23 protein-coding genes and 1 pseudogene are annotated in these 26,973 nt (G+C 71.9%); 8 read left to right on the forward strand and 16 right to left on the reverse strand.

Annotated features, from left to right (window positions below):
- Together ASF18_RS24830 and pgeF are read right to left on the reverse strand one after the other, a co-directional pair.
- Positions 1-96, reverse strand: a pseudogene (locus ASF18_RS24830) (porin family protein); the annotation flags it as partial.
- 264 nt (positions 97-360) lie between these two features.
- The gene (pgeF, locus tag ASF18_RS16025) at positions 361-1,149 is read right to left on the reverse strand and encodes a peptidoglycan editing factor PgeF (protein ID WP_056353018.1); all 789 of its coding nucleotides are present in this window, start codon (positions 1,147-1,149) and stop codon (positions 361-363) included.
- Between the two features lie 183 nt (positions 1,150-1,332).
- On the opposite strand from pgeF, the gene ASF18_RS16030 reads away from it, so the two are divergent.
- From ASF18_RS16030 to ASF18_RS16040, 3 genes are all read left to right on the forward strand, one after another.
- The gene (locus ASF18_RS16030; protein ID WP_082487640.1) at positions 1,333-1,905 is read left to right on the forward strand and encodes a hypothetical protein; all 573 of its coding nucleotides are present in this window, start codon (positions 1,333-1,335) and stop codon (positions 1,903-1,905) included.
- A 418-nt stretch (positions 1,906-2,323) separates the two neighbouring features.
- Positions 2,324-3,409 (forward strand): aromatic ring-hydroxylating dioxygenase subunit alpha, encoded by a 1,086-nt coding sequence (locus ASF18_RS16035; RefSeq protein ID WP_056353020.1) that lies wholly within the window; start codon positions 2,324-2,326, stop codon positions 3,407-3,409.
- A gap of 79 nt (positions 3,410-3,488) precedes the next feature.
- On the forward strand, positions 3,489-4,565 hold the full coding sequence (locus ASF18_RS16040; RefSeq protein WP_056353022.1) for an MBL fold metallo-hydrolase: 1,077 nt from the start codon (positions 3,489-3,491) through the stop codon (positions 4,563-4,565).
- Positions 4,566-4,752: 187 nt separating this feature from the next.
- Here ASF18_RS16040 and hslU read toward each other — a convergent pair whose 3' ends face one another.
- From hslU to ASF18_RS16095, 11 genes are all read right to left on the reverse strand, one after another.
- On the reverse strand, positions 4,753-6,066 hold the full coding sequence (gene hslU / locus ASF18_RS16045) for an ATP-dependent protease ATPase subunit HslU (RefSeq protein ID WP_056212486.1): 1,314 nt from the start codon (positions 6,064-6,066) through the stop codon (positions 4,753-4,755).
- A complete protein-coding gene (locus tag ASF18_RS16050; protein ID WP_244472732.1) occupies positions 6,066-7,136 on the reverse strand; it encodes a hypothetical protein in 1,071 nt (356 codons plus the stop codon). Before ASF18_RS16050 ends, hslU begins: the two co-directional genes overlap by 1 nt.
- Positions 7,137-7,265: 129 nt before the next feature.
- Positions 7,266-8,936 carry a methyl-accepting chemotaxis protein gene (locus ASF18_RS16055; RefSeq protein WP_056353026.1) on the reverse strand — a complete coding sequence of 557 codons (1,671 nt, stop codon included), beginning with the start codon at positions 8,934-8,936 and terminating at the stop codon, positions 7,266-7,268.
- A 79-nt stretch (positions 8,937-9,015) separates the two neighbouring features.
- Entirely contained in the window at positions 9,016-9,552 is a 537-nt protein-coding gene (hslV, locus tag ASF18_RS16060; protein WP_156389583.1) for an ATP-dependent protease subunit HslV, read from the reverse strand.
- A 112-nt stretch (positions 9,553-9,664) separates the two neighbouring features.
- Positions 9,665-10,060 carry a GFA family protein gene (locus ASF18_RS16065; protein WP_056353029.1) on the reverse strand — a complete coding sequence of 132 codons (396 nt, stop codon included), beginning with the start codon at positions 10,058-10,060 and terminating at the stop codon, positions 9,665-9,667.
- Between the two features lie 83 nt (positions 10,061-10,143).
- On the reverse strand, positions 10,144-11,265 hold the full coding sequence (locus tag ASF18_RS16070; protein ID WP_056270781.1) for an AAA family ATPase: 1,122 nt from the start codon (positions 11,263-11,265) through the stop codon (positions 10,144-10,146).
- Positions 11,265-11,855: a suppressor of fused domain protein gene (locus ASF18_RS16075; RefSeq protein WP_056353030.1), complete on the reverse strand. Its 591-nt coding sequence runs from the start codon at positions 11,853-11,855 to the stop codon at positions 11,265-11,267. Before ASF18_RS16075 ends, ASF18_RS16070 begins: the two co-directional genes overlap by 1 nt.
- On the reverse strand, positions 11,852-12,772 hold the full coding sequence (hemF, locus tag ASF18_RS16080; protein ID WP_200917662.1) for an oxygen-dependent coproporphyrinogen oxidase: 921 nt from the start codon (positions 12,770-12,772) through the stop codon (positions 11,852-11,854). The genes ASF18_RS16075 and hemF overlap by 4 nt, the downstream gene beginning before the upstream one ends.
- Positions 12,773-12,843: 71 nt before the next feature.
- Entirely contained in the window at positions 12,844-13,113 is a 270-nt protein-coding gene (locus ASF18_RS16085; RefSeq protein WP_055948388.1) for a YiaA/YiaB family inner membrane protein, read from the reverse strand.
- A gap of 236 nt (positions 13,114-13,349) precedes the next feature.
- Positions 13,350-14,039, reverse strand: a complete 690-nt coding sequence (locus tag ASF18_RS16090; protein ID WP_056353034.1) for a PspA/IM30 family protein — start codon at positions 14,037-14,039, stop codon at positions 13,350-13,352.
- Positions 14,040-14,124: 85 nt separating this feature from the next.
- Positions 14,125-14,592 carry a tRNA (cytidine(34)-2'-O)-methyltransferase gene (locus ASF18_RS16095; protein WP_056353036.1) on the reverse strand — a complete coding sequence of 156 codons (468 nt, stop codon included), beginning with the start codon at positions 14,590-14,592 and terminating at the stop codon, positions 14,125-14,127.
- A gap of 109 nt (positions 14,593-14,701) precedes the next feature.
- Between ASF18_RS16095 and ASF18_RS16100 the strand changes: the two genes are divergently transcribed.
- The 4 genes from ASF18_RS16100 to ASF18_RS16115 all read left to right on the forward strand — a co-directional run bounded on the left by ASF18_RS16100 (position 14,702) and on the right by ASF18_RS16115 (position 20,441).
- Entirely contained in the window at positions 14,702-16,573 is a 1,872-nt protein-coding gene (locus ASF18_RS16100) for an ABC transporter ATP-binding protein (RefSeq protein WP_056353038.1), read from the forward strand.
- A 304-nt stretch (positions 16,574-16,877) separates the two neighbouring features.
- Positions 16,878-17,087, forward strand: coding sequence for a hypothetical protein (locus ASF18_RS16105; RefSeq protein WP_056212464.1), 210 nt, complete (start codon positions 16,878-16,880; stop codon positions 17,085-17,087).
- A gap of 192 nt (positions 17,088-17,279) precedes the next feature.
- Positions 17,280-19,265 (forward strand): right-handed parallel beta-helix repeat-containing protein, encoded by a 1,986-nt coding sequence (locus ASF18_RS16110; protein WP_162239180.1) that lies wholly within the window; start codon positions 17,280-17,282, stop codon positions 19,263-19,265.
- Positions 19,266-19,475: 210 nt separating this feature from the next.
- Entirely contained in the window at positions 19,476-20,441 is a 966-nt protein-coding gene (locus tag ASF18_RS16115; protein ID WP_056353042.1) for a UDP-glucuronic acid decarboxylase family protein, read from the forward strand.
- 18 nt (positions 20,442-20,459) lie between these two features.
- Here the strand turns inward: ASF18_RS16115 and ASF18_RS16120 are convergent, their stop codons facing one another.
- Together ASF18_RS16120 and ASF18_RS16125 are read right to left on the reverse strand one after the other, a co-directional pair.
- Positions 20,460-22,571: an exopolysaccharide transport family protein gene (locus tag ASF18_RS16120; RefSeq protein ID WP_056353044.1), complete on the reverse strand. Its 2,112-nt coding sequence runs from the start codon at positions 22,569-22,571 to the stop codon at positions 20,460-20,462.
- Positions 22,572-22,726: 155 nt separating this feature from the next.
- Positions 22,727-24,124, reverse strand: a complete 1,398-nt coding sequence (locus tag ASF18_RS16125) for an O-antigen ligase family protein (RefSeq protein WP_056270752.1) — start codon at positions 24,122-24,124, stop codon at positions 22,727-22,729.
- 427 nt (positions 24,125-24,551) lie between these two features.
- Between ASF18_RS16125 and ASF18_RS16130 the strand changes: the two genes are divergently transcribed.
- Positions 24,552-25,613 (forward strand): helix-turn-helix domain-containing protein, encoded by a 1,062-nt coding sequence (locus tag ASF18_RS16130; protein ID WP_056353047.1) that lies wholly within the window; start codon positions 24,552-24,554, stop codon positions 25,611-25,613.
- 40 nt (positions 25,614-25,653) lie between these two features.
- Here ASF18_RS16130 and ASF18_RS16135 read toward each other — a convergent pair whose 3' ends face one another.
- Positions 25,654-26,958, reverse strand: coding sequence for a lipopolysaccharide biosynthesis protein (locus ASF18_RS16135; protein WP_056353049.1), 1,305 nt, complete (start codon positions 26,956-26,958; stop codon positions 25,654-25,656).
- Between the last annotated feature and the right edge of the window lie 15 nt (positions 26,959-26,973).

Here is a 26,973-nt window from a genome sequence, read left to right on the forward strand (position 1 = left end):
CGGGGGAGCCTGACGACGCGGAAGGTCGGCGGCGAAGGCGGAGCCGGCGATCGCGATGCCGGCGAGCGCGGTGGCGCTGCGAAGGAAGGATTTCATGATCTGGTCCTCTAACCGTTACGCACCGGCGCCACTCTTACGGGTGGCGTCCGCTGCAGTTCCCCGTCTTTAAGCCAGCAGCGTGCGAGAAGCTGTTGCGTTACGATCACGCCAGCCGCAGCGAACGCGGCCCCTTTGTGGCGGTACTCGTCTTATTCTCACCCACTCCGTGAACACCGAACGCGCATCAATGGCCAAGGTTCGCGTACGGCCACGCTTTTTTCCTCACCCGTCTTTGACAAAGTGTCGCAGGGGCTGGGCAGCCTACGGGTACAGCGCGATCGCGGAGATCAGGCGGCCATAATCCCCTTCGCCGCGATGGGTGGTCCGGCGGTAGCTGTAGAATCGGTCGGGATCCGCGTATGTGCAGCACCCGAGATCGCTCGCCCGGGTGACCCCAGCCTGCGCGAGGCGCGCCAGGATGAAGCCCGGCAGGTCGAACTGCGCATGAGCCTCCCGTGCTCCGGGACCGAGGAAGCGCTCGAAGCCGGGGGCGTCCGCCCGGAATCGTGCGATGAAGTCGGGCCCGACCTCGTAGGAGGCCTGCGCGATCGTCGGGCCGAGGACCGCGACGATGCGGTCGCGCGCGGCGCCGAGGCCCTCCATCGCCGCGAGGGTCCGGTCGATCACGCCGCCCAGGGCGCCCTTCCAGCCCGCATGCGCCGCCCCCACGACGCGGTTCTCCGGATCGGCGAACAGGATCGGCCCGCAATCGGCCGTGGCGATCCCGAGGGCGAGGCCGGGGACCCGTGTCACCATCCCGTCGGCCTTGGGGCGATCGGCCAGGGCGATCGGACCCTCCACCACCACCACGTCGGGCGAGTGGACCTGGTACAGGCTGACGAGTGCGTCCGCCGGGACGTCCAGGTGACGGCTCATGCGGCGGCGGTTCTCGCCTACGTGGTCGGGCGCATCGTTCGAGCCGAGGCCGCCGTTGAGCGCGGCGTAGATGCCCTCCGAGACGCCGCCGCGCCGGGTGAAGAAGGCGTGCCGAATGCCCGGGAGGCCGGCGAGATGCGGGGACTCGAGGGCTTCGGGATGTTCGCGCGTCATAGGCACTGCGATCCTTGAGGAGGACGTCGTTTCTGGACAGGGACTGCGTGGGCACGGCCCGCGCGACGGCGAGGTCTGCGTGCGGGGCCTCGAGAGACCCCGGCGACACCCTGACGTCGCGGCTCTTTACGGTTCGTTAAGCATGTTTTGATCGGATGCGTCTCAAGAGTCGAGGATCAGCCGATGTCCGAAGCAGCCCGTCACCCCGCCCCGTACGAAACGGCAACCCGTCCGCAGCCCGGTCCGCTGCGCGATTGGCTGGCGGCGATGAAAGCCGCGACCCATCCGGCGGGCGCCGAGCCGCAGCCGACCGTCGCTCCGGCCCCGCTAGCGGACGAGGCCCGGGCCGCCGAGCCGACCAAGACCTGGACGCCACGGGTCGTGACGCCGGCCCCCGCCCCGGCGGAGGCCGCCGAGGGCGACCTCTCGGACCTCATGGCCGAGAACATCATGCTGAAGGCCAAGCTCAAGGTCGAGAACGACCGCTACGACGCGCTCCAGGGCGTCATCGCCCGCGAGCTGCGCAACCTGCGCGCCCATGTCGAAGCCGAGATGCAGGAGTTCGAAGAGGCGCGCCGCGAGCGCGACCGGCTCAGCGCGTCCCAGGGCGAACTCGAGAAGGAGGTCCGCGACCTCCGGGCCAGGAGCGCGGACGAGGCCGCGCAGCTCTCAGAGATGCGCAGCGAGCGCGACCTCTGGGCCGCCCGGGCCGAGGCGCTGGCGCAGCCCATCTTCCAGAAGCGCAACGGCCTCTGAGGCCTGCGCCCCCGACGCCCTCACCCTTAAACAGCGAAGGGCCGCCCCGTGAGGGGCGGCCCTTCCATTGCCGAACCGCTCTTGTCCGGCCGGAACTCTCACGTTCGCGTCGAGCGCTAGAAGGCTGCGCCGGAGGCGACGGTCCAGGTCCGGGTGGCCGGGGTGAGCGGCTGATGACAATGAGACACTGGATCACCTCCTTTCGTTCGTTGCGGATGAGCCGAAGTTAGTCAGCCCCTTTCGGTTTGAAAAGGCCTGCGCCCGCGCCCATCCGCCGCTCCCTTGGTGAGCGTCCCCGAAGCCGCAGGGGGCGGCTGGCCTCGGCCCCGCCGGCGGTCTAAAGGTTCCGGCCTTCCCCTCGCGCGGCGCGGCACCGACCTCGTGTCCGCGCCCACCGGCCACGGACCCGCTCCCCTCCATGTCCACAGCCCTGCGGATGCCGGCGCCCGACGAGGCGGCGCTCGACCCGGACGCCATGCGCCAGCCCTTGCCCGACGCCTGGTACTGCGTCGGCCGGTCCGAGTCCCTGAAGGCGGGGGCCCTGCGCGCCGTGGAGCTCAACGGCGAGCAGATCGTCCTGGGCCGCGAGGCCTCCGGCGCCCCCTTCGCCCTGCGCGACCGCTGTCCCCATCGCGGCATGGCCCTGTCGAAGGGCCGCTTCGACGGCGGCGAACTGACCTGTCCGTTCCACGGCTGGCGCTTCGGCACCGACGGGCGCTGTCGCGACGTGCCGACCCTCTCGGCCTCGGACACGGCCGATTTCACGCGCATCGCGGTGCAGCGCTTTCCCATCCGCGAGAGCGCGGGCTTCGCCTGGGTCAATCCGTATCTCGGGCCGGAGACCGGCTCGCCCCCGGCGGCGCTGCCGGACCTCGGCTTCACGGCGGCCGGCTCCCTGGTGGTCGAACTCGTGGTCGAGGCCTCCTTCGACCTGACGACGCTCAGTCTCGTCGATCCCGGCCACGTCGCCTTCGTGCACGATTCCTGGTGGTTCCGGCCTTCGAAGGAGCTGCGGGAGAAGGTGAAGACCTTCACGCCGACCCCGCACGGCTTCACCATGACGAGCCACGCCACCACGACGAGCTCGCCGGTCTACCGGCTCCTGGGCGGCGTGCCCGCGGTGGAGATCGAGTTCCGCCTTCCCGGCGTGCGGCTGGAGCGGATCGAGGCCGGGGCGAAGCGGGTGGCGAACTACACCTTCGCCACGCCCCTGACCCAGAACCGGACGATGCTCACCAACGCCCTCTACTGGAACATGCCGGCGCTGAATCTGCTCAAGCCCGTGGCGCGGCCGCTGATGCGTCAGTTCCTCACCCAGGACCAGCAGGTGCTCCAGCACGCCCAGGCCGGCCTCGACCGCAAGCCGACCATGGTGCTGTTCGGCCAGGGCGACCTGCCGTCGCAATGGTACTTCCGCCTCAAGCGCGAGGCCCTGCAGGCGGCCCGGGAGGGGCGGCCCTTCGCCAATCCCCTGGCCACGCAGGAGCTGCGCTGGCGCTCGTGATCGGCCGGCACCCGCGCATCGACCTGCGATGCGTGGCCGCGGCGCTTGATCGGCGCGCCGCAGCCGCCATCTCGGATCCATGAAACGGCACAGTCTGATCAAGGCGTTGAGCGCCGCCACGGTGATGACGCTCGGCGGGGTCGGCTATGCCGCCCACAAGCGCGGGCGCAATCCCTACTATCGCGGGCCGCGCAGCGACCATTTCGACGGGGTCCGCTTCCACAGCCCGGACCAGCCGCCGGACAAGACCCTCGGCGACATCGCCCGCTGGCGCTCCCGGCGCGGGGTCGACAGCCCCCTGCGCCAGGCCTGGCCGGCCTTCCACCCGAGCCCCTACGCCGCCGAGGTGCCGCCGGAGCGGGTCTCGGGCCTGCGCGTCACCCTGATCGGGCATGCGAGTTACCTGTTCCAGGTCGCCGGCCGCAACATCCTGGTGGATCCCGTCTATGCCCGCCGGGCGAGCCCGGTGGCATTCGCCGGCCCCAAGCGGGTGAACCCGCCGGGGATCGCCTTCGCCGACCTGCCCCCGATCGACGCGGTGCTGATCACCCACAACCACTACGACCATCTCGACGGGGCGACGGTCGCACGGATCTGGCAGGCGCATCAGCCGCTGGTCCTGGCGCCGCTCGGCAACGAGGCGATCCTGCGCGCCTACGACGACACCATGCACGTGGAGACCCGCGACTGGGGCGAGTCGGTGGATCTCGGCGGCGGCCTGACCCTCCACGTCACCCCCGCCCATCACTGGTCGGCCCGCGGCCTCAACGACCGGCGCATGGCCCTGTGGTGCTCCTTCGTCCTCACGACCCCGGCGGGCGTGCACTACCATTCGGGCGACACGGGCCTCCGCGACGGGGCGACCTTCCGGGAAGCCCGCGCCCGCTTCGGGCCGCCGCGCCTCGCCACCCTGCCGATCGGGGCCTACGAGCCGCGCTGGTTCATGAAGGACCAGCACATGGACCCGGGCGAGGCCGTCGAGGCGGGGCTGCTCCTCGGGGCCGACCAGATGCTCGGCCACCACTGGGGGACCTTCCAGCTCACCGACGAGGGCATCGAGCAGCCGGTGGACGCCTTGGCGGAAGCCTGCGCCGCGCAGGGCCTCGCCCCGGAGCGCTTCCTCGCCATGCGGCCGGGCCAGGTCTGGGAAGCCTGACGCGGTCCGGGGCCACCACCGCGGCTGGGCACTCCGTGACGGCGCCTCGCGGAGACGGCGGGCGCCGGCCATTCCGTGACGGGCGCCTCACCAGCCGGCCCGGTCCACGGGCGCAACGCACCCCGGGGCAGGTCCGGGACCCTCCGGCGTCGCCGGGCCGCGTCTGCGGTCCGGGCGGCGACCCGACCTACAGAATGAACCGGCTCAGATCCGCGTTCGCCGCCAGGCTCTCCACCCGCGACCGGACGTAGGCGGCGTCGATCGGCACGGTCTCGCCCGACCGGTCGGTGGCCGTGAAGGAGATCTCGTCGATGACGCGCTCCAGCACGGTCTGGAGCCGGCGGGCGCCGATGTTCTCCACCGAGTTGTTCACGTCCACGGCTACGCGGGCCAGGGCGTCCACCGCGTCCTCGCTGAATTCGAGGGTGACGCCCTCGGTCTGCATCAGCGCCACGGTCTGCTTCAGCAGGCTCGCCTCCGTCGAGGTCAGGATCTGGCGGAAATCCTCGACGGTGAGCGGCTGCAGCTCGACGCGGATCGGCAGGCGGCCCTGCAGCTCCGGCAGCAGGTCGGAGGGCTTCGAGACGTGGAAGGCGCCGCTGGCGATGAACAGGATGTGGTCGGTCTTCACCGGCCCGTGCTTCGTCGCCACGGTGGTGCCCTCGATCAGGGGCAGCAGGTCGCGCTGCACGCCCTCGCGCGAGACGTCGGCCGAGGAGCGGCCCTCGCGGGCGCAGATCTTGTCGATCTCGTCGAGGAAGACGATGCCGTTGTCCTCGACCTCGCGGATCGCCTCCTGCGTCAGGGATTCGGCGTCGACCAGCTTGTCGGATTCCTCCGCCAGCAGGGGGGCGTAGGCGTCCGTCACCGTCATCCGGCGCGGCTTGCCCTTCTGGCCGCCGAGGGCCTTGCCCAGCATGTCGCCAAGATTGACCGCACCCATGGACGCGCCCGGCATGCCGGGGATATCGAACATCGGCAGGCCGCCCGGCGCCCCGCCGGAGAGCTCGAGTTCGACCTCCTTGTCGTCGAGCTCGCCCGCCCGCAGCTTCTTGCGGAAGCTGTCGCGGGTGGCCTGGCCCGCGGTCGGGCCCACCAGGGCGTCGAGGATGCGGGCTTCCGCCGCCGCCTCGGCCTTGGCCTTCACCGAGCGGCGCTTCTCCTCGCGCTTGAGGCCGATGCCGACCTCCACGAGGTCGCGCACGATCTGCTCCACGTCGCGGCCGACATAGCCGACCTCGGTGAACTTGGTGGCCTCGATCTTGAGGAACGGCGCTCCGGCGAGGCGTGCGAGGCGGCGGGCGATCTCCGTCTTCCCGCAGCCCGTCGGCCCGATCATGAGGATGTTCTTCGGCGCGACCTCCTCGCGCAAGGGGCCGGTGAGCTGCTGCCGGCGCCAGCGGTTGCGCAGCGCGATGGCGACCGCGCGCTTGGCGTCGGCCTGCCCGACGATGAAGCGGTCGAGTTCCGAGACGATCTCGCGGGGGGAGAAGGTGGTCATCACGCTCCGATCGGATGCGGCAGCCGGGCTGCCAGGGGGCGGGGGAGGGCGCGCAGCAGGGCGGCGCGCAACGGGTGCCACCCGGCGCTGAGCGCCAGGATGAAGGCCCCGAGGGTGAGGAGGCTCAGCGGGATCGTGCTGCCGGCGAACCCGGCCTCTCGGACCAGGGACCCGAGGGCGATCCCGGCATAGACGAGGCCCGAGACCAGCAACGCGCGCCGGTCCACCGCGAGCGCGATGCCCGCGAGGCCGAGCACGATCGCCAGCACGCCGAGGGTCGCGGCCTGTCCGCCGCCGGCCGTCAGGGTGCCGAGGATCGGATGCACGATCAGGGGGGCGGCCAGGAGATGCAGCCAGAAGGCGATGTCGGTGCGCCGGGTGACGCGGGCCGGGTCGGACAGGTCGAAGCGCATCGCCAGGGCGAAGACGCCGAGGCCGGCGGCGATGAACAGGGCGTTGCGCGCCGCCAGGGTCAGGTCCGGCGCCACGACGAGCAGGAGGCCGAGCAGCACGGCGCAGAGGGCAGCCGCGCCCGCCGCCACGGTGATCGGCACGGCGAAGCGTCGGTAATGCAGGGTCACCAGCCCGAGGGTCGCCAGCCCGCTGCCGATCAGCGGGCCTGGGCCCAGGCGGTCGGTCGCCATCAGGTCGAACAGGGTCGGCCAGCTCGCCCCTGTCGTCCCCGCGCCGGCGAGTCCGAAGGCCGCCGACGACTGCACCGCGAGGGCGAAGAGGACCAGCAGAACGATGCTGGGCAGGGCCATGCGGCGCCGGCGGGTGAAGAATTCGGCGAGCCCCCAGGCGAGGGCGGCGATCAGAGCGTAGCCGGGCGCCGGGCCGAGGGCCGACAGGCCGAAATGCGCGCAGGCGCCGAGGAACAGGAACAGCCCGAGGGTGACGAAGATGTCGGCGAAGCCCGAGACGAAGCGCAGGCGCTCGTCGTCGCGCGGCGCGTCGAGGCCGGTGTCCGGCCCCGGGTTCGCCCGCGCCAGGCGATCGAGGGAGGCGGCCTGGATCTCGGTGATGATGCCCTCGGCCACGGCGCGGCGGAGGTGGTCGGCGGTGATCACGACGTAACCTCGCGGTGGGTCGCCCCGCACAGGGCGAGGGCGATGCCGCGTCGGGCGGGACAGGGGGCTGGGCGACGCACGTCCCCGACTTAAGCGCGCCGCCCCGCCCTTTCCAGACGGTCCCGTGTCTCAGGCGGCGCGGATCGACCCCACGAAGTGCGTGACCTCGCCGTCGAGGGCGCTGGAGCGGCGGGCGAGCTCCGCCGCCGAGGCGAGAACCTGCGCCGCCCCGGCGCCCACCTCCACCGCCGCGCCCTGGACCTCGGCCATCGTCTCGGTGACGTCATGGGTGCCGCGGGCGGCGTCGCTGACGCTGCGGGCGATCTCCTGCGTGGCGACCTGCTGCTCCTCCACCGCCGCCGCGACGCCGAGGGCGATGCTGTGCACGCTGCCGATGGTCGTGCCGATCTCGCGGATCGCCTCGACGGTCTCGCGGGTGGCGGCCTGGATCATGCCGATCTGCGCCGTGATCTCGTCGGTGGCCTTGGCGGTCTGGGCCGCGAGGGTCTTCACCTCGGTGGCGACCACGGCGAAGCCCCGGCCCGCCTCGCCGGCCCGCGCCGCCTCGATCGTGGCGTTGAGCGCCAGCAGGTTGGTCTGGCCGGCGATGTTCGAGATCAGGGCGACGACGTCGCCGATGCGGGCGGCGCCCTCGGCGAGGGCCTCGACGCGGGCGTTGGTCTGGCGGCTGCTCTCGACGGCGTTGGCGGCCGCCGCCGAGGTCTGGCCGACCTGCTGCCCGATCTCGTTGGCGGTGGCGGCAAGTTCCTCCGTGGCGGCGGCCACGGCCTGGACGTTCTGCGCCGTCTCCTGGGCGGCGCGCATCACCGCGGCCGATTGCCGGTTGGTGCGCTCGGCCTGGGCCGACATCGAGCGGGCGGTCTCCTCCATGGCGGCGGCGGCATCGGAGAGGTCGCCCACGAGGGCGCCCACGCTGCCCTGGAAGCGGTCGGCTAGCTCTGTCCGATCGGTGCGGCGGCGGGTCGAGGCGAGCCCGGCGGCCTCGTCCTGCGTCGCCCGCAGGGTCTCGGCCTCCCGCATGGAGCGGGCGAAGACCTGCATGCTGGCCCAGATGGCGCCGATCTCGTCGCGCCCCGGCTTGACGGCCGGCAGGTCGAGCTGGCCCTCCGACAGACGCCGGATCGCCGCGGCGACCCGGGCGAGGGGCGCGGCGATCTGCCGGTGCCCGATCAGGATGCCGAGCACGAGGCTCGCCAGGGTGCCGCCGGCCGCCAGGGCGATCAGCAGGGTCAGGCGGCTGTCGTAGAGGGCGTCGGTCGCGGCATCGATGGCGGTGACCTGGGCCTGGCCGCCGGCCACCAGGGCGTCGATGGAATCCTGGAAGGCCTGGCGGTTGGCGCGGTTGGCCTCGTTGAAGCCGAGATCCGCCGCCGCCTTCGGGGCGACCGCGGTTCCCGCACGGGCGATCTCCTGGCGCAGGCTGGTGAAGGTGGCGGCCCCCTGCACGACCCGCTCGAACTGCGCGCGCTCCGCGTCGGGCACCCGCCGGCCCAGGGCGGTGAGGAGGTCGTTCATCGCCGTCAGGTTCTGGCGCATCCGGTCGGCGTATTTCTGCGCGTCGGCCGTGTCCTTGGCGGCGTAGACGCCGCGGGATTCGAGGACGACGTTGCTCACGAGCCGGTTGACGTTGGCCGCGTCGAGGGCCCGGCGGGCCGCCTGCCGGGACTCGACCAGCGCGGCGTTGAAGGCCGAAAGGGTGCCGATCCCGACGCCCGCGACCACCAGGGCGATCGCCCCGCAGGCCAGGACGAACATCAGTATCTTCGCCTTGATCGTCATGTCCGAGATCCCGTCACGAGCTTTCATTCAAGCTCGTAAGCAGTGTCTCGAAAACTTCGGTTAACGGATCTGAGCTCGGTCAGCTTTCAGACGTTTCCAAGGTCTCGATCACGAGGCTGTCATTCGTGTAGACGCAGATCTCGGCGGCGATCCGCATGGCCCGGCGAACGATCTCTTCTGCGTCATGACTGCTGTCTTCGAGGGCGCGGGCAGCTGACAGGGCGTAGTTCCCGCCCGAGCCGATCGCCATCACGCCGCTTTCCGGCTCCAGCACGTCGCCCGCGCCCGAGAGCAGCAGGCTGACCTCCTTGTCGGCCACCAGCATCATCGCCTCCAGGCGGCGCAGGTAGCGGTCGGTGCGCCAGTCCTTGGTCAGCTCGACGCAGGCCCGGGTCAGCTGCCCCGGATACTGTTCGAGCTTGGCCTCCAGCCGTTCGAACAGCGTGAAGGCGTCGGCGGTGGCTCCCGCGAAGCCGCCGATCACCGTGCCCTTGGCCAGGCGCCGGACCTTGCGGGCATTGCCCTTGACGATGGTTTGGCCGAGGCTGACCTGCCCGTCGCCGCCGATCACCACCCGGCCGCCCTTGCGGACCATGAGGATCGTGGTGGCGTGCATCTGCGGCGGACCGCTCGCTTCGGAATGGGACAAGACAGGCTCCGGTTCGGGTGGGAGAACCGCTCACGTAGGTGCTCGCGGGGTTCGCTCCAAGCGCCGCCGGGGTCTCGGCCTATCCGGGATAGCGCGGAAAGGCCGGCAGCGCGTCGAACCGGCCGAACCATTCGGGCGCGTCTGCGACCTGGATGCGGATCGACGGGGGCAGGGCGTCGGGATCGTCCAGGGTCGCGGTGTGGAGGTCGACCTGGCCCGGGAAGACCGCCGCGTTGCGGTAGAACAGGTTGGTGCCGCAGGTCCCGCAGAATTCGCGGAGCACGCCGGGCGAGGATTCGTAGGCGGTCGGGGTGCCGGTGATCGTGATCCGCTCGTCCGGGAACAGCGCGAACCCCACCGCGGGGGCGCCCGCGGACCGCCGGCAATCGGTGCAGTGGCACAGGGCGCTGTGGCTCGGCTCGCCCGCGGCCACGTATTGGATGGCGCCGCAGCGGCATCGTCCGGTCAAGGCCATGCGAATCTCTCCCCCCCGCGCACGCCTTCGTTGTCCCCGAGGGGCCGGCAACGCGCAAGCCGCCGGGGGCCACGCAAGCCCCCCTAGACCACGACGGTGATCCGCTTCGCCGCCCGGGTCAGGCCGGTATAGAGCCAGCGCGCCCGGTGCTCGCGGAAGGCGAAGGACTCGTCGAACAGCACGACGTCGTCCCATTGCGAGCCCTGCGCCTTGTGGACCGTGAGGGCGTAGCCGTAGGTGAACTCGTCGGTCTCGCGCTTCAGGAAGGCCGGGATCTCCTCCTCGGAGCCCGACATCACGGCCTTGAGGACCTTGATGTCCACCGGGCGGCGGCGCAGGGCCGGGTCGTCCTCGGGCACGACGTCGAGGCGCACCGTGTCGGAGCGCGGTGACGAACGCTGCGCATGCACCGTCCAGGTGGAGCCGTTGAGGAGGCCCTTGGTCCGGTCGTTGCGCAGGCAGACGAGCTTCTCGCCCACCGCCGGCATCGGGTCGGTGTGGCCGGCGAGCTCCCGCAGGCGGTTGTTGTAGAGCCGCCGGGTCTTGTTCATGCCCACCAGCACCTGGTCGGCCTGCAGCACCACGGCCGGGTCGATGGACCGGCGCGAGACGATGCGGCTCTCGCCGTAGTCGCCGAGGGTGAGGCGCCCGCCCTCGCGTACCGTCATCGCCATGCGGACGATGGGGTCGTCGGCCGCCTGCCGGTGGACGTCGGTGAGCATCACGTCGGGCTCGGCCTCGGTGAAGAAGCCGCCCCCGCGCACCGGCGGCAGCTGCGCCGGGTCGCCGAGCACCAGCACCGGCCGGTCGAAGGAGAGGAGGTCGTTGCCCAGATCCGAATCGACCATCGAGCACTCGTCGATGACGATGAGCTCGGCCTTCGAGACCGGCCCGGTGCGGTTCAGGGTGAAGGCCGGGCCGCCGTCCTCGGTCTCCTTGGTGCGGTAGATCAGGCTGTGGATCGTCGCGGCGTCGTGGCAGCCCTTCTGGCGCATCACCGAGGCGGCCTTGCCCGTGAAGGCGCCGAACACCACCGTGCCCTCGACGTCGTCGGCGATGCGCCGGGCGAGGGTGGTCTTGCCGGTGCCGGCGTAGCCGAAGAGGCGGAAGACCTGCTGGCCGCCGGACTTGCGCCAGTCGGAAATCGCCTTCAGGGCCGCGTCCTGCTGCGGGGCGAAGCGGGTCGGCAGGGGGGCATCGGCCATCAGAGCACCGAGGGCCGCTGCAGGTCGAAGAGGTCGGTACCGCGCGCGGCGAACAGGTCCTCCAGGGCATCGCCCCCGGATTCCTGCGCGAAGGCGTACTCGGCCTCCGAGATCGGCACCGCCTGGAGGAAGGCCAGCGCCGCGTCTGCGGTGGCCGCTGTCTCCAGGCGGGCCTCGAACAGGGCCGGCGGCACGAACAGGACGTGCGCGAGGCTCGCCGAGAGGCCCGTGAGCAGGCCGGGAAAGACGATGCCGGGGGCCAGGAACCAGCGCCCGTCGATGACCTGGAAGGCGCAGGCCGCCACCATCCGCGCCACGTCCGGGTCGGTGCTCACACCCAGGATCTCGCAGCGCCCGGGGAATTCGACGCCGTCCTGGTAGAGCGGGTGGTTGGCCAGGGTCACCGTGGCGCAGGCGGTGAGGCCGGGGCGCGGGGCGTCGCGGCAGGTCAGGATGTCGACGTGGCTGCGACCCGTCTCGTCGGCGTGCCGGGCGACGGAGGGCACGCCGCCCAGGGCCGCCGCCAGCATGCGCGCCACCGCCCGGTTGGTCTCGGTGATGTCCGCCGGAGGGGCGGCCGGAGCGCTCACGGCCAGCGCACCGTGGGGGGCAGCGACGACAGGATCGAGGCGACGTTGCCGCCGGTCTTCAGGCCGAAGATCGTGCCGCGGTCGTAGAGCAGGTTGAATTCCACGTAGCGTCCGCGCCGGACCTGCTGCTCCAGCCGGTCCCCCTCGGTCCAGGGCGTGGCCAGGTTGGCGCGCACGATGGCCGGGTAGGCCTTGAGGAAGGCCCCGCCCACGTCGCGGGTGAAAGCGAGATCGGCCTTGGGGTCGCCGGTCCAGTGATAGTCGTAGAAGATTCCGCCGATGCCGCGCGGCTCGTTGCGGTGCTTGAGGTGGAAGTACTCCTCGCACCAGGTCTTGTAGCGGGCGTAGTCGGCGGCGGGCGCGTGGGCGTCGCAGGCCTCCCGCATGGCCGCGTGGAAGGTCAGGGAATCCGGGTCGTCCTGGGTGCGGCGCCGGTCGAGCACGGGGGTCAGGTCGGCGCCGCCGCCGAACCACGTCTTCGTGGTCACCACCAAGCGGGTGTTCATGTGCACGGTCGGCACGTTCGGGTTCCAGGGATGCGCGATCAGCGAGATCCCGGTGGCGAAGAAGCGCGGGTCCTCGGCCGCCCCCGGCATCTGGGCGCGGAACTCCGGGGCGAACTCGCCGTGCACGGCTGAGACGTGGACGCCCGCCTTCTCGAAGACCCGGCCCTTGATCATCGCCATGGTGCCGCCACCGCCGGGCGCGCCGGTGTGGTCGGTGCGCTGCCAAGGCGTCTTCACGAAGGTGCCGGGCTCGGCCGGGGCGTCAGGATGGAACGGCCCGGTCGCCTCCGCCTCGAGGGTTTCGAAAGCGGCGACGATCCGGTCGCGCAGGGTGGTGAACCAGGCCGTCGCCTCGGCCTTCACGGCGTCGCGCTCGGCCTCGGGCAGCGGGGGGACGGAGGATTCGGGCATGGTCATGCCGGGGGATGTCCCATCCCGCCGCCCGGCCGTCAATTCGCCGGGCGGCGGTCGGGGTGCGGCGCTCAATCCTTGACGGACATCAGCAGCCGCTCGGTCTTGGCGTCCTCGATCCGGTTGACCATGCGCCGGCCCTCGTGGACATCGCGGATGGTCTTGGTGGCGGTGATGCAGGACTGCACGAGCATGATCGTGCCCATGGCGAGGTAGCCCTTGATCCAGATGTCGATGGGCATGAACAGGATACCGAGGCCCACCATCGCGGCGGAGCCGAGGAACGAGGCGTAGGTGAAGGCGACCCAGGCGCCGGAATGCTGCGTGGTCTCGTTGGTCATGGGGATTCTCCTCGGGTTGGGGTGATTTCGGAAGGTGGGCCTGGCGATGAAGCTCGCCGCGCATTCCCTCTCCCCCTTGCGGGAGAGGGTGGCCCGTGAAGCGGATCGGGCCGGGACGAAGTCCCGCGAGAGGGGAGCGCGCTGTTCGGAGAGGTCGTCCCCTCTCCCGCCTGCTCCGCAGGCACCCTCCCCCGCAGAGGGGGGAGGGGCCCGCTTGCGCAGCCGCAGCGCGGCAATCAGGCGGCCGGCTGGCGGGGCGCCTCGGCCCGGGCGCGCAGGCGGTCGAGGATCGCGGACGGGGCCGGGCGGGAGCTCGGGCCGAAGCCGGCGCGCGCCATCCGCTCGGCGAGGTCGGCGCCGGGCTCGGCCTCGCGCAGGGCCTCCTCGGTGTCGTCGGCCTCGGCCTGGAGACTGCGCAGGCGCGCCAGCGTCGCCTCGGCTTCCCTGAGGGTGGCCCGGTCCTGCGGTGCCGGGCTCACCCGCAGGCGGCGTGCCGTCTCGGCCGCGGCGGCGAGGCGCCGGCCCCGTTCGAGGTCCGCCTGGCGCCGGGTGGCGTCGGCGACCGCCGCGCGGATGCGGACGAGTTCGGCGGCGAAGCGGCCGCGGGCGGCGCGGATGGCGTCGCGCTCGGCCTCCAGTTCGGCGATCGCCTCGGCGGCCTCCGACGCCAGGTCATCGCGCCCGGACTGGAGTGCCGCCATGGCGCGGGTCTCGAGGTCGGTGGCGCGGGCCTCGACCTCGGCGAGGCGGCGCTCCTCGGCCCGGTCGCCGGCCACCGAAGCCGCCAGCGCCTGGCGGCTGCGCTCCAGGGCGGCGCGGGTCTCGCGGATCTGCTGGTCGAGGATGAGGAGAGCGTTGCGGTCGAACAGGTCTTCTTCGGCGCGGGCGGCGGCGCCGCGGGCGAGGGTGCGAAACAGTCTGAGCATCGTCGGGCTCCGGGTCGGTGGTTGCGGTCCACCCCCCGGTTGTCGCATGGTTTGAACACTGTTCAAGTGCGCGATTGCACAGCGTTCAATTCGACTGTGGGAAGCCGTCGGTCTGGCGCAGGGCCTCGCCCAGGATCATCGCGGCGCAGACCGCGACGTTGAGGGAGCGCAGGTCGGCCCGGATCGGCACCACCACCCGGGCATCCGCCGCGGCGTGGACGGCCTCGGGTACGCCGGCCGATTCCCGGCCCATCAGCAGGCAGTCGCCGTCCCGGTAGGCGAAGTCGGTGTAGGGCAGGGCGCCCTGCGTGGTGGCGAGGACGAGGCGGATGGTCTCCGCCCGGCGCCACTCCGAGAACGCGTCCCAGGAGCGGTGGCGGGTGACGGCGACGCGGTCGAGGTAGTCGAGGCCCGCGCGGCGCAGGTGCCGGTCGGAGACGTCGAAGCCGGCGGGCTCGATGATCTCGACGGCGGCTCCGAGGCAGGCGGCGAGACGCAGGAGGGTGCCGGTGTTCTGCGGGATGTCGGGCTGGTAGAGGGCGAGGCGGAGCATTGGCGGCGTCTCAGGATGGGGGCGGGCGGGTCCGTGCGGCATCACCCCCCGGTTGGCAGGCGGTCAAGGCGGCATAGTTAAGCGTGCGCTGCAGCAACCGGATGGTCTCATGTTTCTCGATTGGCTCGAGCGCCGGATCGACACCTTCGCGCCGTTCGACGACGGCCGCATGCCGCCGAAATCCGTCCTCGGCTTCGCGGGCTTCTACCTCCGGCCGATCCGCGGCGCCCTGGCGATCCTGTTCGTGGTGGCGGTGCTGGCCGGGTCGGTGGAGGCCTCCCTCTACCTGCTCATGGGCTGGTTCATCGACCTCCTGAACAAGGCCGACCGCGCCACCCTGTGGCAGGAGCACGGCACCGGCCTGATACTGGCGGCCGGCCTCCTGCTGGTGGTGCGCCCCATCACGATCTGGCTGCACGAGATCCTCTCGAACCAGCTCATCGTGCCGCAGGCGACGAACCAGATCCGCTGGCGCACGCACCTCTACACCCTCGGTCACTCGCTTTCGTACTTCCAGGCGGATTTCGCCGGGCGCCTCGCCAACCGGGTGGTGCAGGTGGGCCCGGCGGTACGCGAGCTCGCCGTCGTCTTCATCGACACGCTGCTCTACGTCGCGATCTACGCGGTCACGGCGGTCGGCCTGTTCGGCTCGATCTCCCTGTGGCTCGCCCTGCCGGTGGTGCTCTGGATCGCGGCCTACGCCGCCCTGACCCGCTGGTTCGTGCCCCGGGCCCGGTCCCGCTCGCTGCTCACCGCCGACACCCGCTCGGCCCTGATCGGGCGCATCGTCGACAGCTACACCAACATCCTGACGGTGAAGCTCTTCGCCCGCGACCGCGAGGAGCGTGCGGCGGTGCGCGACGCCGTCGACGTCCACACCAAGGCCTACCTGCACCAGTTCCGCCTGGTGAGCAGCACCACGACCCTGCTCGGCCTCCTCAACAGCCTGCTGATCCTCGCCACCGCCGGCGTCTGCGTGATCCTGTGGCAGCGCGGCGGCATGACCACCGGCGAGGCCTCGGCCGGGCTCGCCCTGGTCCTGCGCCTGATGGCGATGTCGGGCTGGGTGATGCAGACCGTGCGGGGCATCTTCGAGAATGTCGGCGTCATCCAGGAGAGCATGCAGACGATCGCCCGTCCGCACGCCATCACCGACCGGCCCGATGCCGGGACCCTGGCGGTGACGGGCGGCGACATCCGCTTCGAGAACGTCAGCTTCCATTACGGCCGCGACGACGCCGCGATCATCGAGGGCCTGAACCTGCACATCCGGCCGGGCGAGAAGGTCGGCCTCGTCGGCGTCAGCGGCGCCGGCAAGACCACGATCACCGCCCTCCTGCTGCGCCTGCACGACCTCGAAAGCGGGCGTATCCTGGTGGACGGCCAGGACATCGCCGGCGTGACCCAGGGGTCCCTGCGCAGCGCCGTCGCCATGGTGACCCAGGACACCTCGCTGCTGCACCGCTCCATCCGGGACAACATCGCGTATGGCCGCCCCGACGCCACCCAGGCCGAGGTCGAGCGCGCCGCGCGGCTGGCCCAGGCCGACACGTTCATCCGCGATCTCGTCGACCACAAGGGCCGCACCGGCTACGACGCCCAGGTGGGCGAGCGCGGCGTGAAGCTCTCGGGCGGCCAGCGCCAGCGCATCGCCATCGCGCGGGTGATCCTCAAGGATGCGCCGATCCTGATCCTCGACGAGGCGACCTCGGCCCTCGACAGCCAGGTGGAGGCGGCGATCCAGGAGAGTCTGGACACCCTGATGGAGGGCAAGACGGTGCTGGCCATCGCGCACCGTCTCTCGACCATCGCGGCCCTCGACCGCCTCATCGTCCTCGATGCCGGACGGGTCATCGAGGAGGGCACCCATGCCGAGCTGATCGCCGGTGGGGGACTCTATGCGCGCCTGTGGCAGCGCCAGTCCGGCGGCTTCCTCGCCGACGGCTTGGCCGCGCAGCCCTACGAAGCGGCCGCCGAGTAGGGGGGCTCGCCGGCAGACGGTGTCCGGTTCCGGGACATCCGTGCTGCACCGCACACGGGCGGTGCTGGCTTTGCCGGAGCCTTGGGCAGGGGGCGTTGGGCGTCAGGCCGAAGAAACCCAGCGTCAAGAGGGATTTAGGATCGGTTTGCCCAGGGCTTAGGCAATCCCTGCCCGTTTCATGTCCACCCTGCATAGCAGACCGGCCGCCTCAGCCCTCGTGCTGCGCTGCGGCGACGCCTACATCAGGGCCATGGCGACGGGGCGACAGATCCCGTGGCACGAACCGTTTCGGACCCAGACTCCCATGGTACACGCGATCCTCAACCACATCCGTTCCTCCTGGAAGGAGAACGCCTCGGCGCGCCAGATCGCCGATCTGACCGACCAGCAGTTCGCCGATATCGGCGGCGACCGCCTGGACAGCCGCCTGCTCGACAAGGCCCGCCGCCACCGGGTGCGCGAGACCGTGCAGTTCCACAAGTCGGTGGGTGTGTTCTCCTACCCGACCGCCTAAGATCACCGAGGCGCCCTGACCGACAGCCCGTCGTCGGGGTGCCGGTGAATCAAGGGGCGCCGCTTGGAGCGAGGCAACCGGACTTCGGCCAAGCGCACGTGGACCCGTCGGAACGCGGGCAAGCGACGGAACGCCGTCGCGTCCCGTCTCCGGGCCGGCCTCGCGGCTATCCTCCTCTCCGCGATCCCGGGCGTGGCCCACGCGGCCGAGCCCGTCGTCATCACGGTCGATCCCCAGTCCGGCGCAGCCGCTCCGAAGCGCGCCGTCGATCACGCCGTCGTCGCCACCCTGCCGGAAGCCCTGGCCCTGCGCCGCACTTGGCAGAAGGCTTGGCGCCGATCCGATCCGCGTCGCGCAGTCGAGATCGCCTTCGCACCAGGCCTGCACCGCCTCGCCGAGCCCGTCCGGTTCGGTCCCGAGGATGGCGGCACGGCCGCTGCCCCCCTGGTGGTGCGCGGCAGCCCGGACGGCACCAGCCGCCTCGTCGGCTCCATTCCCCTGCAGCCCGCCCCCGGCGGCATTCCCGCCGATCTCCTCGCGCGCCTGCCCCCATCCGCCCGGGCCCAGGTCCGCGCCTATCGGCTGCCGGCGGCGGCCGGCCTCGAATCCCGTATCCAGGAACCCCGCACCCTCGCGCAGCGCGACGCCCGGGTGAACCTCGCCGTCTTCGACGGGGCCGGGGCGCTCTGGCCGGCGCGCTGGCCGAATGCCGGCTGGGCGAAGGTGGCGGCCGCCTCCGACGACGCGGCCGGCTTCACCACCTCGGACGGCCGAGCGGCCGGCTGGCGCGGCGAGCCCGACCTGTGGGCCGAGGGCTACTGGCACTGGGACTGGCTGCTCGAGGCCTTTCCGGTGGTCGGCCTCGATGGAGCGGCCAAGCGCCTGACCCTCGGGGATCGGCCCTATGAGGGCATCGCCCGGGGCGCCCGCTACCGCATCGTCCACGCGCTCGCCGAACTCGATGCGCCCGGCGAATGGTGGCGGGACGTGGGCTGGGGCGTCCTCCTGGTCTGGCCGCGCGATCCCGCCGCCGCGCCGGAGGTGGCGGTGACCGACACCCTGCTGGCGGTGGAGGGCGCGTCGCACCTGCGTCTCGAAGGGCTGACCCTCGAACAGGCGCGCGGCGACCTCGTCCGGGTCGCGGACGCGACCGACGTCGTCCTGTCCGGCGTGAATCTGCGCCGGACCCCCGGCCGGGCCCTGTCGATCGCGCGCGCGACCGCCAGCGGCCTCGAGCGCAGCAACGTGGCGGAAACGGGCATCGGCGCCCTGCGCCTGTCGGGCGGGGACCGGGCCAGCCTGACCCCGGCCGGGCTCTTCGTGCGGGATTGCCGGATCCGCGACTACGCCCAGGTGGCGCGGACCCAGAGCCCGGCGATCACCCTCGACGGCGTGGGCCAGGTGGTGGAGGGCAACTACATCCACGACACCGACGAGTACGCCATCCACTTGCGCGGCAACGACCACCGGGTCGCCTGGAACGAGATCGCCCGGGTCCTGTCCGCCTCGACGGACAGCGGCGCGATCTATTCCGGCCGGGACTGGACGGCCCGCGGCACGGTGATCGAGCACAACTACCTGCACGACATCCGCGCTTCTCCGGGCTTCGAGATCAAGGGCGTCTATCTCGACGACATGGCGAGCGGCGTCACCGTGCGGGACAACCTGTTCGTCCGCGTCGACCAGCCCGTCTTCCTCGGCGGCGGCCGCGACAACCGCGTCGTCGACAACCTGTTCGTGGACTCGAGCCCGGCCATCCACGTCGATGCCCGCGGCCGGACCTGGGCCCGGGACGCGATCGCCGACCCGCAATCGGAGCTGCGGGCGGCCTTCGCGGCGATGCCGGTGGGCTCCAAGCTCTGGCGCGCCCGCTATCCCGGCCTGGCCACGATCCTCCAGGACGATCCGGCGGCGGCGCGCAACAGCCTGACCGGGAACGTCTTCCTGGACAGCGACCCGTTCCGGTTCGGCGACGGCGCCCGGGCCGACGAGCAGGTCCGGTCCGGCAATCGCGGCCCGGACGGCCTGCGCCTGCCCGCCGACGCCCCCGCACAGGGCGCGGCGCGCTTCGGCACGGTGCTCGACGCGGCGGGCGCGGTGGTGCGGCAGGCGGATCTCGCGCGGCTGGACCGCGACGCGCGGCTCGCCCCCTCTCCTCCGTCCCCGGCGGAACGATAGCCCCGAACCGCGGGCGGCCCCCGGTCGGTCTCCGGCCGGGACGCATCGGGGCCTGCGCGGCCGCGTTCGCCGCGGAGACATCGGTCGCGCGGGTCGATACGGTGGCGGACGCCCCATGATCGCGGCCCCGCTGCGCCTTCGGGTCGCGCGCGCCGAACCCCGGCGACCACGACGGCATCACCCTGCAATGCGAGGCGGTTCGGATCCGGCATGCGATACGGCGAGACGAAGACGGTGCTGGTCACCGGCGGGGCGGGCTTCCTGGGCTCCCACCTCTGCGAGCGCCTGCTGGAGCAGGGCCACGAGGTGCTCTGCGTCGACAACCTCTTCACCGGGTCCCGCCGCAACATCGCGTCGCTGCTCGACAATCCCCGCTTCGAGTTCATGCGCCACGACGTGACCTTTCCGCTCTACGTCGAGGTGGACGAGATCTACAATCTCGCCTGTCCCGCCTCGCCAGTGCACTACCAGTTCGATCCGGTGCAGACGGCCAAGACCAGCGTCATCGGGGCGATCAACATGCTGGGGCTGGCCAAGCGCCTGAAGATCAAGATCTTCCAGGCCTCGACCAGCGAGGTCTACGGCGACCCCGAGGTGCATCCGCAGCCGGAGGCATACTGGGGCCGGGTCAACCCGATCGGGCATCGCTCCTGCTACGACGAGGGCAAGCGCTGCGCCGAGACGCTGTTCTTCGACTACCACCGACAGCACAAGCTCTCGATCAAGGTGGCGCGGATCTTCAACACCTACGGCCCGCGCATGCACCCGAACGACGGGCGGGTGGTGTCGAACCTCGTGGTCCAGGCCCTGCGCAACGAGGACATCACGCTCTACGGCGACGGCTCGCAGACCCGGGCCTTCTGCTACGTCGACGACCTCATCGACGGCGTCCTGCGCCTGATGGCGACCGGCCCTGCCGTGACGGGCCCGATCAACCTCGGCAATCCGGGCGAGTTCTCGATCCGCGCGCTCGCCGAGCTGGTGATCGCGCTGACGGGCTCGCGCTCGCGCATCGTCGCCCGCCCGCTGCCCGCCGACGATCCGCGCCAGCGCCGGCCCGACATCGCCCAGGCCAAGGCGCTCCTCGACTGGGAGCCGACCGTGTCGCTGCGCGAGGGGCTGATGCACACGATCGGCTATTTCGACCGGCACCTCGGCGCCGACACCCCCGCCTGACGGGGGCGTTCCGGCGCCTCAGTCGAGCGCCTCGGCCCCGGTGAGCACGAGGCCCACGAAGGGGCGCGGGCCGATGGCCGCGAGCGCCCGGTCGAGGGTGGAATAGCGGCTCTGTCCGTGCCGGACGGTGACGAGCACCGCCGTGACCCGGGGATCGGCCGCCAGGCGCTCTGCGATGGCGTCGGCCCCGATCAGGCCCACATTGATCACCACGAGGTCGTAGGCGTCCTGGGTGCCCAGGATGCTGTCGACGTAGTGGCGCAGGTCGCTGCGCGCGGTCTGGCCGTCCTGCGGGATCAGGGCGAGGCCCGAGCGGTGGCGCACCAGCACGTCGGAGAGGTCGGATCGGCCCGGAACCGGGGCCCCGCCCCGCCGGGGCGGCAGCCCGACCTCGCGGGTCACGGTTCCGTCGGCGGAGGCGTCGACCAGGAGCACGCGCTCGTTCTCCTGGGCGGCCGAGGCGGCGTAGTCGAGGGCGAGCATCGAGCGGCCGGCGACGTCGTCGGCGGAGGTGACCACGATCACGTGCGGGCGCTTGGCCGGCAGGTCGCGCCGCAGGCGGTTGCGCAGGCGGGTGATGGCGACCTCGTAGGGCCCGCTGCCCAGGCGGTCCGTCCCGTTGCGGGCCCCGCGCGGCAGGGTCGGCAGGAGCCCGAGGACGAGGCGCTGGGTCCGCGCCTCCAGGCGGGTGCGCGACCGGATGCGCCCGCTGAACTGCTCGGCCATCAGGCTGCCGCCGATCCCGAGGCCGAGTCCCGCCACGAGGGCGGCCGCGAGGACGAGGGCGGCGGGCGGCCCCTGGCGCCGGGTCGGCGGCAGGGCCGGCGAGATGATGCGCGAGGTGGAGGTGTCGAGCTGCTGCTGCTCCTGCAATTCGCGGGTGCGCACCAGGAAGGCCTCGTAGACCCCGCGCCGGGCCTCGACCTGGCGCTCCAGCTCGCGCAGCTTCACGAAGCTGTCGCCGACCTTCAGGGCCTCGGCCTTGCGCTTCTCCAGGGCCTGCGAGAGCTCGGTGACGTTGGCGAGGCTGGCGCGGTACTCGTTGCGGATGGCGGCGCCGATGCGCTTCACCTCGGCGTCGATCTGGTTGCGGGCGCTGCGCACCTGCACGTCGGAGGCGTTCATCGCCGGGTGACGCTCGCCGAGGCTGAGGGCCGCGTCGGCGCGCTGGCGCTCGGCCTGGGCGAGCTGGCTCCGCAGCTGCCCGATGGTCTGGGACTGCAGCACCTCCTGGATCGAGTCGAGCTTGGCCGGGTCGCCGCCGGCGGCGCCCTCGATCTGGCGCAGCTTCGCCTGCTGCTCGGCGGCCTTGGCGCGGGCGGCGCCGAGCTGGTCGCTGAGCTGGCCGAGCTGCTGCTCGCTGACGAGCTGGGTGCGCGTGCCCACGAGGTTGTTCTTCGTGCGGAAGGCCTGGGCCGCGGTCTCGGCCTGCTGGACGCCGTCGCGCAATTCGCCGAGGCGGCTGTTCAGCCCCTCCCGCGCCCGGCGGATCGCCTCGGAGCGGGTGCCGATCTCGGTGGCGAGGTAGGTCTCGGCGATGCTCTGGGCGAGGCGGGCGGATTTCTCGCGGTCGTTGGACGAGACCGAGACGTCGACCGCGAAGCTGCGCTCCAGGCGCCGGGCCGACATCCGGTCGCGCAGGGCCCGCAGGGCGGTCAGGGCGGGGTCGGCCTCGGGCTCGGCGGGGCGCCCGAGCAACTGCCCGATCCAGGCGCGGAAGCGGTCGAGGGCGCCGGGCTCCACGAAGTCCGGGTCGGTGGCGAGGTGCTGCGTGGCCACGACCTTGCGCAGGACGTCGTCCGACTGCAGCACCCGGAGCTGGCTGTCCACGAGGAGCAGGGTGGATTCGTTGGCCTGGCCCTGCGGGTTGGCCTCGTCCTTCAGCACGGCGAGGCCGCGCGGGTCGATGAGAAGCTGGACCGTCGCGGCGTACTGGGCGGGCAGGGCGAGGTAGCCCGCCGCCAGGCCCAGGAGGACGAGGATCGGCAGGATCACGGTCGGCCAGCGCCGGCGCAGGATGCGGCCGACCTCGCCCATGTCCAGGAACCAGGGCAGCGACTCGCGCGACGGCTCGGTGCCGGCACCGAGGTGCTGCAGGATCGCCGGGGGGGCGCGTTCGATGACAGCCATGGACGCTTTCCGTTACGCAATCGGCGAGGGCTGGGGCCCGGGGCCGCCCGTGTCCCGCCCTGGGACACCGCGGTCCGCCGAGTCCCGGCCCGGTCGGTCGATCCGGCTGATTTCGGCACGTCGCGCGCCGAAGGCCGCCGGGTGGAGGGCGCGTTTCATGAAATGCGCCACGTGCTCGGGAGGCCGGCCTCGGGGGCGGGCGGGCGCGCAACCGGCGCGGGCGCCGGGGCGCGGGGATAGGCCGGCACGCGCCCGTCCGGCGGCAGCTGGACGCGGATGAAGGCGAGCAGGCCCGCGAGCGCCAGGACGTTGACGTTCCAGTCCTGGAAGATCCCCGGCGTCGTCATGCCGTTGAGCACCAGCATCAGCACGGAGGCGGCCACGAAGCGGCGCCCGCCGAGGTCGAGCTTCATGCCCCAGGACAGGGTGGTGAGCAGGACCACGAGGGCGAAGCCGAGGCCGATCAGCCCGGTGCCGGCCCAGGCGCTGAGGAACATGTTGTGCGAGCTGGTGATGAAGACGTCCTCCCGCCCCAGGGTCTCGGCCAGGGCGGTGGTGGGGATCAGGAGCTGGATGAAGCGGTCGCCCGCCGAGAAGCCCGATCCGGCCAGCCGGTCCTGGGTCGCCGCGATGAAGGTCGGCCAGAAGGTCGAGCGCCCGGTGCCGTTGGCGAGCTCGATGGCGGGCTTTTGGAGGATCGTAGCCAGGAGGTCGAGGAGCGCCGGGAAGGCCGCGAGGTCGAGCATCAGCAGGACGAAGCCCACGATGGCCAGGAGGGCGCCCGCGATGCCGAGGCGGCGCAGGACGGCGTGGCGCGAGGACATCAGCAGGGCCGGGCCCACCGCGACGAGGGCGCCGGTGCTGGCCGCCGAGCCCGCGATGACGAAGCCCGCGAGGGCGAGGGCGAGGTAGGTCCGGCGCCGGCGCTCGGGCGGCCGGAAGATCACCAGGAAGCCCAGCATCGCGCAGACGAAGGGCATCATGTTGTTCTTGGCGGCCGAGAACACGATGCCGTGCGCCAGGCTGTCCAGGATGATCGGCAGCACGGCGACGAGCCAGGCCACGGTGATGATCGCCAGGAGGTCGGCAAAGCGCCGCTCGATGTCGGTCCGGTCGAAGATCACGATCGAGGCGTGATAGAAGATGAACAGTTCGGCGCTGCGATAGAGGGTGTAGGGCGGCACGATCGACCAGGCGGCGCTCAGTGTGTTCACGCCGATCATCAGGGTGAAGGGCAGGTAGGGCATCGCGAAGGGCAGCAGCGCTACCCGCCGGTCGAGGGCGATCTTTCCGAACAGGTAGAGGCCGGTCAGTCCGGTGAGCACCAGGGTGATGATGTTGGAGGCGCTCAGTCCTTCCTCCAGCACCGCGTTTCCGTCTTCCCGCGGCACCGTGAAGACCAGGGGCATGAACGCGAAGGTGCAGACCAGCACCATCGGCAGCACGAGCCGGGCATCGAGCGGGCGAACCGCCGCCGCGAGCCTGCGCCGGACCACGGGATAGAGCATCGTGAACCAGGCGGGGATCGCCAGGACGAGAAACAGGTTCAGCACGCGTGTTCCTCCCTGGTGGCCTGCGGGTCCGACGCTGACGACACTTCCGGTGTGAAGCGTTTCATCGATGTGAATTGCTCCCGAAACGCGACCGGACTTCGACAATATCGTAAATGCCGGCCGAACGGTCTCGACGACTCTCGGTCGCAGAAGACACAGGCGGGGAAAAGCTTGTGGACGACCGGCCCCGGCTCGCTTGCCCGGCATCGACCTCGACACGGAGGGCCCGGCCGGCCGGCGAATCCTAGCAAAGATGCCATCTCCTCCAATGGCGACGCGACGAGCCAGGCCTCTCGACGAACTTGTGCTTGTCTAAGCCTGCCCTTTGAAAGTACGGACACAACACAGGCCGGGGCTGGGCGAGTCCGGCGGGCGTCCCCAGTCCACGACGGCCCTCGACGCGGCGCCGACCCTCGAACGAGATGCGATGTCCGAGAATTCCGCTCCGGGAGATCCCGCATCCGAAAATCCCGCGTCCGACGATCAGGCCGCCGCGATCCCGTGCGACCGGTTCCGCTTTCCCGACGATCCGGACCGGTGGGCGCGCGCCTGGGAGGAGCATCTGGCGTCGATCTACGCGGTGACGGTCGCCCGCGATGCCGACCTGTCGGCGGGCTTCGGACTGACGACCTACCATTTCGGGTCCGTGCTGCTCGGCAGCGTCTCGGCGCCGGTCCAGCGCCTGGAGCGCAACGCCCGCATGATCGCGCAGCAGGGCATCGACCACATCCTCCTGCAGTTCTACACGGTCGGGCAGAGCAGGGTGGCGAATGGGCGCCGGGCCGCCGCGGTGAAGCCGTGGCAGCTGGTCGTCTTCGACATGGCCCAGCCGGTGGTGACCGAGGCGGAGGCCGTCTGCGCCACCAACATCATGCTGCCCCGCGCGCTCCTGGCCGAGCACGGCGCGACGATCGAGGGCCTGCACGGCCAGTCCCTCGATTACGGCGGCACGCCGGTGCGCCGGCTGTTCCACACCTTCCTATCCGGGCTCGCCGCCTGTGCCGGGGGTTTGAGCGCCCACGAGGCCCACCACCTCGCCCGTTCGGCCGCGCACCTGTGCAGCGCCTGCTTCCAGCCGGAGGAGGGCGCCGCCCGTGCCGCGGACCAGCTCACCGGCATCGCGATCCGGCGCTTCATCGAGGCGGAACTGGGCTCGGAGGCCCTGGATGCCCAGGCGATCCTCGCCCGGTTCGGCCTCTCCCGCTCGAAGCTCTACCGCCTGTTCGAGGCCGAGGGCGGGGTCGCCGCCTACATCCGCGAGCGGCGCCTGTTGCGCGCCATGCGCCTGCTCACCGCCCCCGGCGGGACGCCGCGCGTCTCGTCCGTGGCCTACGCCACCGGGTTCTCCAGCCAGAGCGCGTTCAGCCGCGCCTTCAGCCGGCGCTTCGGCGTCCTGCCGCGGGAGACGGGCCTGGGCGAAGCCTTGTCCGGCATGGGCCGCGAGGCCCAGCCGCCCCTGTTCTCCTGGATGAAGACCCTGGCGGCCTGACGCCGACGGATGCGGGTCTCCGACGGGTCCGGCCAGGGGCTCAGCCGCCCCGGGCCGAGCGTCGGCGCAGGGTCAGGATCAGGTGGGTCGCCGACACCGCGTGCCCGATCGTGATGACGAGGGCCGCGCCGGTGATGCCGTCATAGGCGATGAGCGGCACCATGATCGCCAGAGAGACGACCAGGCTGACGACGAAGGCGCGGAAGACCGGGCCGGTCTCCTGGATCGCCCGGAAATACTGGGTCACCATATCGCGCAGGAAGATGCAGGCGACCGCCAGCGCCAGGATCCGCACACTGGCGGCGTAGTCCGCGAAGGCCGGTCCGAAGACGAGGGTGAGCCAGGTCCCCGCCGGAAGCGCGATGGCGAGGAGGAACAGGGCGACGACCGGGCCGAGGGTCAGCGTCGCCTTCTCGAGATAGGCGCGCAGGGCTCCCTCGCCGCCGGTCTCGTAGGCCCGCGCCGCCGCCGTGGGCAGGATGTTCTCCGTGGCGGTGAGCAAAATGATGACGAAGCCCACGAGGTACTGCGCCGCGCGCAGGCCGCCGATCGCCTCGTCGCCGAGCATGATCCCGGCGAGGATCCAGGCCATCTGCTCCTGCCCGAAGGTGACGAAGACCAGGGGGAACATCCAGCGGCCGATGCCCCAGTGCCGGCGCGCCACCGGCCCGAGGCGCAGGGCGCGCCGGGGCGCGCGCCAGATGGCGTAGGCGAGGGGGGCGGCGGTGACGAGGGCGGTCCCCGCCAGGGCCGCGGTGGCGAGGGCGGCGTCGAGGGGCAGGCCCGCTCCCCAGGCCGCCCCGAGCACCAGGGGGAAGGCGACGGCGCGGGCGGTGTCCATCGCCACGGCGACGAGGCCGCGCCCCCGGGCGAACAGCGTCCGGCGGACGGTGAGCTGGAGGTTCTGCGCCAGCGCGAGCCCGGCACCGGCGAGGACCACGCCCCACTCCACGGCGTGGTGGCGCAGGGCGAAGATGCCCACGAGGGCGAGGGCCACCCCGGCGGCGGCGGCGAGGGCGGCCAGGAGGGCCGCGGCCAGGACGGTGGCGTCGTAGGTCGGGGCCGACCGGCGCCCCTGCGCCGCGAGCGTCATCATCGGGGCGGTGACCAGGGCGTTGTGCAGCCCCTGCGCGAAGGCGGTGACGATCAGGATCAGGACGAAGAGCCCGAATTCCTCGATGCCGACCAGGCGTGCGGTGACGATGCCGCTGACGAAGCCGAAGCCGCTGACGACGGCCTGGTCGAGCAGGGAGGCCAGGGCCGGACGCCGGGCGAAGCGCCGCGCGCGGGCGACGAGCCCGGCCTCGTCGCCGAGGGGCTGGATCACGGGAGCTTGCGGGACCATCGACCTCCGGGGGAT

The organism is Methylobacterium sp. Leaf89 (assembly GCF_001422215.1).
Classification (GTDB): Bacteria; Pseudomonadota; Alphaproteobacteria; order Rhizobiales; family Beijerinckiaceae; genus Methylobacterium.

What these genes read in the sequence shown, in the direction of transcription:
- ASF18_RS16040 (WP_056353022.1), top strand. Translation starts at nt 3,489, where the DNA reads ATGAAACGGCACAGTCTGATCAAGGCGTTGAGCGCCGCCACGGTGATG.
- ASF18_RS16115 (WP_056353042.1), top strand. Translation starts at nt 19,476, where the DNA reads ATGCGATACGGCGAGACGAAGACGGTGCTGGTCACCGGCGGGGCGGGC.
- ASF18_RS16100 (WP_056353038.1), top strand. Translation starts at nt 14,702, where the DNA reads ATGTTTCTCGATTGGCTCGAGCGCCGGATCGACACCTTCGCGCCGTTC.
- ASF18_RS16085 (WP_055948388.1), bottom strand. Translation starts at nt 13,113, where the DNA reads ATGACCAACGAGACCACGCAGCATTCCGGCGCCTGGGTCGCCTTCACC.
- hslU (WP_056212486.1), bottom strand. Translation starts at nt 6,066, where the DNA reads ATGACCACCTTCTCCCCCCGCGAGATCGTCTCGGAACTCGACCGCTTC.
- ASF18_RS16120 (WP_056353044.1), bottom strand. Translation starts at nt 22,571, where the DNA reads ATGGCTGTCATCGAACGCGCCCCCCCGGCGATCCTGCAGCACCTCGGT.
- ASF18_RS16095 (WP_056353036.1), bottom strand. Translation starts at nt 14,592, where the DNA reads ATGCTCCGCCTCGCCCTCTACCAGCCCGACATCCCGCAGAACACCGGC.
- hemF (WP_200917662.1), bottom strand. Translation starts at nt 12,772, where the DNA reads ATGCCCGAATCCTCCGTCCCCCCGCTGCCCGAGGCCGAGCGCGACGCC.
- hslV (WP_156389583.1), bottom strand. Translation starts at nt 9,552, where the DNA reads ATGCACGCCACCACGATCCTCATGGTCCGCAAGGGCGGCCGGGTGGTG.
- ASF18_RS16065 (WP_056353029.1), bottom strand. Translation starts at nt 10,060, where the DNA reads ATGGCCTTGACCGGACGATGCCGCTGCGGCGCCATCCAATACGTGGCC.
- pgeF (WP_056353018.1), bottom strand. Translation starts at nt 1,149, where the DNA reads ATGACGCGCGAACATCCCGAAGCCCTCGAGTCCCCGCATCTCGCCGGC.
- ASF18_RS16030 (WP_082487640.1), top strand. Translation starts at nt 1,333, where the DNA reads ATGTCCGAAGCAGCCCGTCACCCCGCCCCGTACGAAACGGCAACCCGT.
- ASF18_RS16105 (WP_056212464.1), top strand. Translation starts at nt 16,878, where the DNA reads ATGGTACACGCGATCCTCAACCACATCCGTTCCTCCTGGAAGGAGAAC.
- ASF18_RS16130 (WP_056353047.1), top strand. Translation starts at nt 24,552, where the DNA reads ATGTCCGAGAATTCCGCTCCGGGAGATCCCGCATCCGAAAATCCCGCG.
- ASF18_RS16035 (WP_056353020.1), top strand. Translation starts at nt 2,324, where the DNA reads ATGTCCACAGCCCTGCGGATGCCGGCGCCCGACGAGGCGGCGCTCGAC.
- ASF18_RS16070 (WP_056270781.1), bottom strand. Translation starts at nt 11,265, where the DNA reads ATGGCCGATGCCCCCCTGCCGACCCGCTTCGCCCCGCAGCAGGACGCG.
- ASF18_RS16135 (WP_056353049.1), bottom strand. Translation starts at nt 26,958, where the DNA reads ATGGTCCCGCAAGCTCCCGTGATCCAGCCCCTCGGCGACGAGGCCGGG.
- ASF18_RS16055 (WP_056353026.1), bottom strand. Translation starts at nt 8,936, where the DNA reads ATGACGATCAAGGCGAAGATACTGATGTTCGTCCTGGCCTGCGGGGCG.
- ASF18_RS16090 (WP_056353034.1), bottom strand. Translation starts at nt 14,039, where the DNA reads ATGCTCAGACTGTTTCGCACCCTCGCCCGCGGCGCCGCCGCCCGCGCC.